At 61.5% G+C, this 6,863-nt stretch carries 7 protein-coding genes; 2 read left to right on the top strand and 5 right to left on the bottom strand.

Going from position 1 to position 6,863, the window contains the following annotated elements:
- The 5 genes from yihA to rpmH all read right to left on the bottom strand — a co-directional run.
- Positions 1-632 (bottom strand): ribosome biogenesis GTP-binding protein YihA/YsxC (yihA, locus tag AC1DUU_RS19400; RefSeq protein WP_476785034.1); only part of this gene is annotated, 632 nt, incomplete at its 3' end.
- A gap of 8 nt (positions 633-640) precedes the next feature.
- Positions 641-1,291 (bottom strand): CatB-related O-acetyltransferase, encoded by a 651-nt coding sequence (locus AC1DUU_RS19395; RefSeq protein ID WP_476785033.1) that lies wholly within the window; start codon positions 1,289-1,291, stop codon positions 641-643.
- 300 nt (positions 1,292-1,591) lie between these two features.
- The gene (gene yidC / locus AC1DUU_RS19390; RefSeq protein ID WP_476785032.1) at positions 1,592-3,400 is read right to left on the bottom strand and encodes a membrane protein insertase YidC; all 1,809 of its coding nucleotides are present in this window, start codon (positions 3,398-3,400) and stop codon (positions 1,592-1,594) included.
- Between the two features lie 9 nt (positions 3,401-3,409).
- Positions 3,410-3,778 (bottom strand): ribonuclease P protein component, encoded by a 369-nt coding sequence (rnpA, locus tag AC1DUU_RS19385; protein WP_476785031.1) that lies wholly within the window; start codon positions 3,776-3,778, stop codon positions 3,410-3,412.
- Positions 3,779-3,794: 16 nt separating this feature from the next.
- Positions 3,795-3,929, bottom strand: a complete 135-nt coding sequence (rpmH, locus tag AC1DUU_RS19380) for a 50S ribosomal protein L34 (protein ID WP_287093473.1) — start codon at positions 3,927-3,929, stop codon at positions 3,795-3,797.
- A 351-nt stretch (positions 3,930-4,280) separates the two neighbouring features.
- Here rpmH and AC1DUU_RS19375 point away from each other — a divergent pair, with 351 nt between their 5' ends.
- Positions 4,281-5,768: an ATP-binding protein gene (locus AC1DUU_RS19375; protein ID WP_476785030.1), complete on the top strand. Its 1,488-nt coding sequence runs from the start codon at positions 4,281-4,283 to the stop codon at positions 5,766-5,768.
- Positions 5,769-5,909: 141 nt separating this feature from the next.
- A complete protein-coding gene (locus AC1DUU_RS19370; protein ID WP_476785029.1) occupies positions 5,910-6,746 on the top strand; it encodes a universal stress protein in 837 nt (278 codons plus the stop codon).
- Positions 6,747-6,863 lie beyond the last annotated feature (117 nt).

The raw sequence follows: 6,863 nt of genomic DNA, 5'->3' as shown, positions 1-6,863 counted from the left end.
GCGATCGCCTCGCGCAGCTCTTCGATGCCTTCGTTCTTCTCCGACGAGGTTGCCAGCACGGTCGGGAAAGCGGCGGCGCGCTTCTTGATCTTCAAAAGCGTGTCTTCGATCAGCGGCTGCACACCCGCCGCCTTGATCTTGTCGGTCTTGGTCAGGACGATCTGGTAGGAGATCGCGGCCTTGTCGAGCAGGGTCAGAACCTCCTCGTCGTTTTTCTTGATGCCGTGGCGTGAATCGATCAGCAGGTAGACGCGCTTGAGCGTCACCCGGCCGCGCAGATAATCGAACACCAGCTTGGTCCAGGCGTCGACCTGTTCCTTTGGAGCCTTGGCGTAGCCGTAGCCCGGCATGTCGACCAGTGCCATCGGCGGCATGTCACCGGCCTGGCCGGAATAGCCGTCGGGCACGAAATAGTTGAGCTCCTGGGTGCGCCCCGGCGTGTTCGAGGTGCGTGCCAGCCCGCCATGGCGAACCAGCGAGTTGATCAGCGACGACTTGCCGACATTGGAACGGCCGGCGAAGGCGATCTCTGGCGGCCCTTCGGGCGGCAGGAATTTCATTGAGGGCACGCCGCGGATGAAGATCCACGGGCGTAGGAACAGCTCGGCAGTGACCGCCGCTGTGGGTGTTATCTGATCGTTCAAGCCGCTGCCTCCAGCAGAGAAATATCCGAGCCGCGAATGGCATTGAGGTTGCGGCCGATCTTGTCCACCGGCCAATCCCACCATGCAATCGTCAGAAGCCGTTCGATGGTCTTGTCGTCGAAACGCTTCTTGACCACGACCGAAGGATTGCCGGCTACGATCGCATAAGGCGGTACGTGCCTGCTGACAACCGATTTCGCAGCAACGATGGCACCGTGGCCGATATGAACGCCCGGCAGGATCACCGCTTCCATGCCGATCCACACGTCATTGCCGAGCACGGTGTCGCCGCGCACCTCCTTGTGCCAGGTGGCGACGTCGAAGCCTTCCTCCCAGCCATGGCCGAAAATGTTGAACGGATAGGTCGAAAAACCCGACATGGCATGGTTGGCGCCGTTCATGATGAAACGCGCGCCCTCGGCTATGGCACAGAACTTTCCGATGATCAGCTTGTCGCCGATGAAGGGGTAGTGATGCAGGACGCATTTCTGCTGAAACAAGTCCGGCCCCTCGGGGTCGTCGTAATAGGTGAAGTCGCCGATCTCGATGTTTTCGGCATCAACGAGGGGCTTGAGGAAACCGACGCGCTTGTGCATCGGCATCGGGTGCTTGATGTCAGGGTTCGGTCCTTGCATGGCGACGTCCATTTTGATGCGTATGGAATGACAGTATAGCGCGATCCCCGGCGATGACATCCGGGGGAGGGGATCAAGGGTTTTGGGGGAGAATCAAACCGGGGTCCCGCAAGGAATGCAGGACCCCGGCCTTGCCGAGACGGTTCAGTTCTGACCGGGGGAAGTCAGAAGCCGCCACCCCACAGGCTGATGCTTGAGAGGCACCACAAAGCTACGCGAGCGTCGCCGCAAAAGTTTCAGCGCCCCATATGTGCGAAAGCAAAAAGGCCCCGGACGAGCCAGGGCCTTTTTTCTTTTCTCCGAGAAGTCCGGCTATTCGGCCGGCGTCGGTTTTTTCTTGAACAACGCCACGAGGTTGTCCCAAAGCTCGATCTTGGCACCCTGGCGCTTCATGATCACGCCCTGCTGGAGGATCGACAGCGAGTTGTTCCACGCCCAGTAGATGACGAGGCCCGCCGGGAACGACGCCAGCATGAAGGTGAACAGGATCGGCATCCAGGTGAAGATCATCGCCTGGGTCGGATCCGGAGGTGTCGGGTTCATGCGCATCTGCAGGAACATGGTCACGCCCATGATCAGCGGCCAAACGCCGATCATCAGGAAGGCGGGCACGCCCCATGGCAGCAGGCCGAACAGGTTGAACAGCGACGTCGGGTCCGGTGCCGCCAGATCGTGGATCCAGCCGAAGAACGGCGCATGGCGCATTTCGATGGTGACGTACAGCACCTTGTAGAGCGCGAAGAACACCGGGATCTGGATCAGCACCGGCCAGCAGCCGGCCAGCGGATTGATCTTCTCGGTCTTGTACAGCTCCATCATCGCCTGCTGCTGCTTCATCTTGTCGTCCGCGTATTTCTCGCGGATTTCCAGCATCTTGGGCTGCACCATCTTCATATTCGCCATCGACTTGTACGACTTGTTGGCGAGSGGGAAGAAGATGGCCTTGACGATGACGGTGGTGGCGAGGATCGCCAGACCGAAATTGCCGAGCATCTTGTAGAGCGTATCGATGAGCCAGAACATTGGCTTGGTGATGAAGTAGAACCAGCCCCAGTCGATCAGAAGCTCGAACTGGCGGATCTGGCGATCCTTCTCATAGGCGTTGATCTTGGCCACTTCCTTGGCGCCGGCAAAGACCAGCGTCTCGACCGTTGCCGACTGACCGGCAGCAACAGTGATCGGGTCGGTCAGGTAGTCGGCCTGGTAGCGCGGGCGGCCGTCTTCGAAATAGGAAAAGCGCGGCTGGAACGGCTGCTTGCCCGAGGGAACCAGCGTGGCTGCCCAGTACTTGTCGGTGATGCCGAGCCAGCCGTCGGTCGACTTGCCGGGCAGGACCTGCTTGTCCTTTTCGATCGAGGCGTACTTGATTTCCTGCAGGCCTTCAGTGCCGGTGACGCCAATCAGGCCTTCGTGCAGCACGTAGGTCGAGGCATGCAGCGGCTTGTCGAAGCGGGTGATGCGGCCGTAGTTCGACAACGAGACATCGGCGCCGCTGGCATTGGTCACCGTGTCGGTGACCGTGAACATGTAGTTCTGATCGACAGCGATGGTGCGCTTGAATGTCAGGCCTTTTTCATTGGTGAAGGTCAGCGTCACAGGCGTTGCCGGCGTCAGCGTCTGGCTGCCTTCGGCGGACCAGACCGTATCGGGACCCGGAACGGTGCCAGTCGCTTCGCTGCCGACAAAGCCGATCTCGCTGTAGAAGCCGGATGGCAGCGCCTGCGGGTTCAGCAGCTCGATAACAGGCGAAGTCGGATCGACGGCAACGCGGTAGTGCTTGAGGCTGATGTCGTCGATGCGCGCGCCGGTCAGGTTGATCGAACCCTTCAGGCTTGGCGTGTCGAGCGCGATGCGGCCCGAAGCTGCAATCGCCTGGGCACGGTCGGCGACCGCGACCTGGGTCGTTGGCGCACCGGGAATGCCGGTCTGCGGTGCTGTTGGCGTTCCGGTGCTGGTGCCTGCCGGCTGGGCAGCCTTCTGCTGCTGGGCCACGCGCTCGGCTTCGATCCGCGCGGTTTCCCGCTGCGTTTCGACGCGGGGGTTCATGTAGAACACCTGCCAGAGCGTCAGGATCAGCACCGACAAGGCGATGGTGATAAAGAAATTACGGTTGTTTTCCATCGAAAGCCCTTATCGCGTTCCGCGAATGCGCCGAGAAAGTTCGGCCGTAACCTGGCCGAAAGGGGCGGTGAGCACGTCTTCGCGCCCGACGATCACATAGTCTTTGCCAGCCGCCATGTCACCTGCGGCATGTGTACGAACGGCTTCCCTGAGGCGCCGTTTGACACGATTGCGGACAACCGCATTGCCGACCTTCTTGGTGACGGTATAGCCGACTCGCGGCCCAGCTTTGTCGTCGCGATCCAAAACCTCGACGAGAAAAAACCGTCCGCGCCGCTTTTCACCGCGGCGGACGGCCAGAAACTGTTTTCTTTTCAGAAGCCGTTCGGGGCAGCGTCCATGCGGAGCAGACCCCTCAGGCTTGCTGTCAGCGGGCAAGGTTCCCGCCTATGGCTTAGGCGGAGAGCCGCTTGCGGCCGCGATTGCGGCGAGCTGCGACGACGTCGCGACCACCCTTGGTTGCCATGCGAGCACGGAAACCATGACGGCGCTTACGGACGAGTTTGGACGGCTGATAGGTACGCTTCATTTGTTTTTATACCGCGGGGTGCGGCCCTTCTTGATTCTGTCACTTTGTAACAGGAGCTTGGCTCAGCTTGCCTCGACGCGATCAAAAACCGCGACGGAAGCGGGTCCCGAGCGTGTGCGGGCTTATAGAAAGAAGGTGCCGCGAAGTCAATCGGCTCCGCTGGCCGCCACAACACTTGTCGCCTGCGGCGATTGATCCCGCTCAGCAGCGCCGAAAGGTTGCTTTTTGCGTTGCAAAATTTGCAACTGCGCTGCGATAGCCTATCTTTGCCAGAACGGGAAGCATAGGCGTTTCGGGATATGACGGAGCCGAGGCAATTTCTCCCAGGGCGGACTTGCAGCAAAGATCGACATGACTGAAGCAGCCGATACCGGCGTATATGCTGGAAAACAGGCGGAACGGTCGGTTCCGCGCTCGCGCAGCCTGTCGGCCAAGCTGCTGCTGTTGACCGTTACTTTTGTGCTCTTCGCCGAAGTGCTGTTCTTCCTGCCTTCCATCGCCAGCTTTCGCATGCGCTGGCTCGATGAGCGGCTGGCGACGGCCGCTGCCGTTGCGACAATCCTGGTGCAGGGCGACCCGACGACCTTGTCGCGTTCCGCCCAGAACGACGTGCTGGCGGCCATCGGCGCCAAGGCGATTGCGGTGCGCGACGGTGGCGTTTCAAGGCTGCTCGTCGTTGCCGACATGCCGCCCGAGGTCGACGAGCATATCGAGATTGCAAAGACAGGCGTGCTGAGTTCGATGCCGGCTGCCATCGACACGCTGCTGTTTGGCGGCAACCGGATGCTACGCGTCTATGGCACTGTCGGTGAAAGCCCCAAGGAATTCGAGCTGGTCATCTCCGACTATCGGCTGCATCGCGCAATGCTGGCCAATGCGCGCTACATCGTCTTTGTCTCGCTGTTGATTTCGCTGTGCACGGCAGCGTTGGTCTACTTCGCCATCGACCGCATCATGATCAAGCCCATCCGCGCCATGACACGCTCGATGCTGACCTTCTCCGATGCCCCTGACAGTCCCGCCGGCGTCATCGTTCCGGAAGCGCGTTCCGATGAGATCGGCCTCGCCGAACGCGAACTGTCGGCAATGCAGATGCATTTGCAAAAGATGCTGAACGAGCAGAAGCACCTCGCCGATCTCGGTCTTGCCGTGTCCAAGATCAATCACGACATGCGCAACATCTTGGCCTCCGCCCAGCTGATGTCCGACCGCCTGCGCATGGTCAAGGATCCAGCCGTCCAGGCCTTTGCCCCGAAATTGCTGAGGACGCTCGACCGCGCCGTCGCCTATTCGGAAAACGTGCTGTCTTACGGCCGTGCCCAGGAACTGCCGCCGRCGCGCCGGCGCTTGCGGCTCGCTCAACTGGTTGACGATGTCCATGGTTTGCTCGGCCTAGAGCCTGAATCGGGCATTGAGTTCTGCAATGCCGTTGACAGCGATTTCGAGATCGATGCCGATCCCGACCAGCTTTTCCGGGTGCTGACCAACCTTTGCCGCAACGCCGTCCAGGCGATGGCCGGCGACGCCGACAGCGCCATCGTCAACCGGCTGACCGTCTATGCCGAACGCGAAGGCAGCGTCAGCCGCATCCTGGTTGCCGACACCGGTCCGGGCCTGCCGCAAAAGGCGCGCGAAAATCTGTTTACCGCTTTCCGCGGCTCGGCCCGCAGCGGCGGTACCGGCCTTGGCCTTGCCATCGCCCATGAACTGGTGCGCGCCCATGGCGGCACGCTGGAACTCGTCGAGAGCGCCGGTGGCCGCACCGTCTTTGCCGTTGCCATCCCCGACCAGCCGATTCGCCTCGATGAAGCACGTCAMGGTCTGCGCCGTCCGGCGTGACAAGCCGTGCTCCGGTGGGCGGTTGGAGGATGACAAGCCTGTCTTGATCCAGCTCAATGAAGGGCTGCGCGCCATAGGGTAATCTCAGTCGAGTACGCGCCAACGCCGCATGGTTGGGCGCGTCAAAACAGGAGCACTCCGATGAAGCCGCATTTCTTCCTTCCCCTTGCCACCTATCCAGAGGCCAATTCCGAGGCGGTGGCATCAAGTGCAGTGTCGGTCGCAGCCCAGTTCAACGCGAGCCTGCATGCGGTGGTGTTCAATCCGGCCTTTCCTCAGGTTTCCAGCGCGCTTTCGAAATTGCTGCTCGATACCCCGCAGATGATCCGCGATGCCGAGGCTTCAAGCCGCAGGCATGGCAAGCAACTTCTCGCCGCCTTGGAGGCGAGTGCCAAAGAGGTCGGCGTCGACGTCACCACCGGTGAGGTACCAGTGTCCTCGGCCGCGCTTGGCGAGGCAGCGTGCGAGCAGGCCCGCTACTTCGACCTCGCGCTGCTCGGCTGGGAAGTGGGCAATCAGACCTCGCGCATGCTGGCCGAGGCGGTTGTCTTCGGCGCTGGGCGCCCGACTGTGATCCTGCCGAACCTTGTGACCGTGGGCGCTGTCGACCATGTCGCCATCGCCTGGGACGGCAGCCGCGTTGCAGCGCGCGCTGTTGCCGACGCGCGTCCGTTCCTGGAAAAGGCGTCAAGGATTTCGGTGATCACCATCCTCAATGAAAAGAAGCTGCGCGACACGGACGCTGCCGAACAGCTAGCCGAAGGCCTGCGCCAGCGCGGCCTTGCAGCCGAGGCGGTGCCGACCCGAATCGGCAGCTCCTCCATTGGCGTCACCCTTCAGGAAACCGCGACCTCGCTGGGGGCAAAGCTTCTGGTCATGGGCGGCTACGGCCATTCCCGCGTTCGCGACTTCGTGCTTGGCGGTGCGACCGAGGGCATCCTGAGCGACCTGCGGCTGCCGGTACTGTTGTCGCACTGACGACAGTCCGTGACTTCTCGCAAGACAAGCGGCCGGGTAACCTTGCGTCCGGCCGTGGCTTGGAAAAACTTTGCCGGCGGCGGCTTRCATTTCGCAAAGCCACCCGCTAGGTAGCGC

The sequence above is a fragment of the Aminobacter sp. P4_H6_2 genome (genome assembly GCF_056400805.1).
Note: the sequence above shows the minus strand (reverse complement) of the source record. Positions and strands in the feature narration are given on the sequence as shown.

Coding starts and splice junctions, on each gene's coding strand:
- AC1DUU_RS19395 (WP_476785033.1), bottom strand. CDS start 1,291: ATGGACGTCGCCATGCAAGGACCGAACCCTGACATCAAGCACCCGATG.
- rpmH (WP_287093473.1), bottom strand. CDS start 3,929: ATGAAGCGTACCTATCAGCCGTCCAAACTCGTCCGTAAGCGCCGTCAT.
- AC1DUU_RS19370 (WP_476785029.1), top strand. CDS start 5,910: ATGAAGCCGCATTTCTTCCTTCCCCTTGCCACCTATCCAGAGGCCAAT.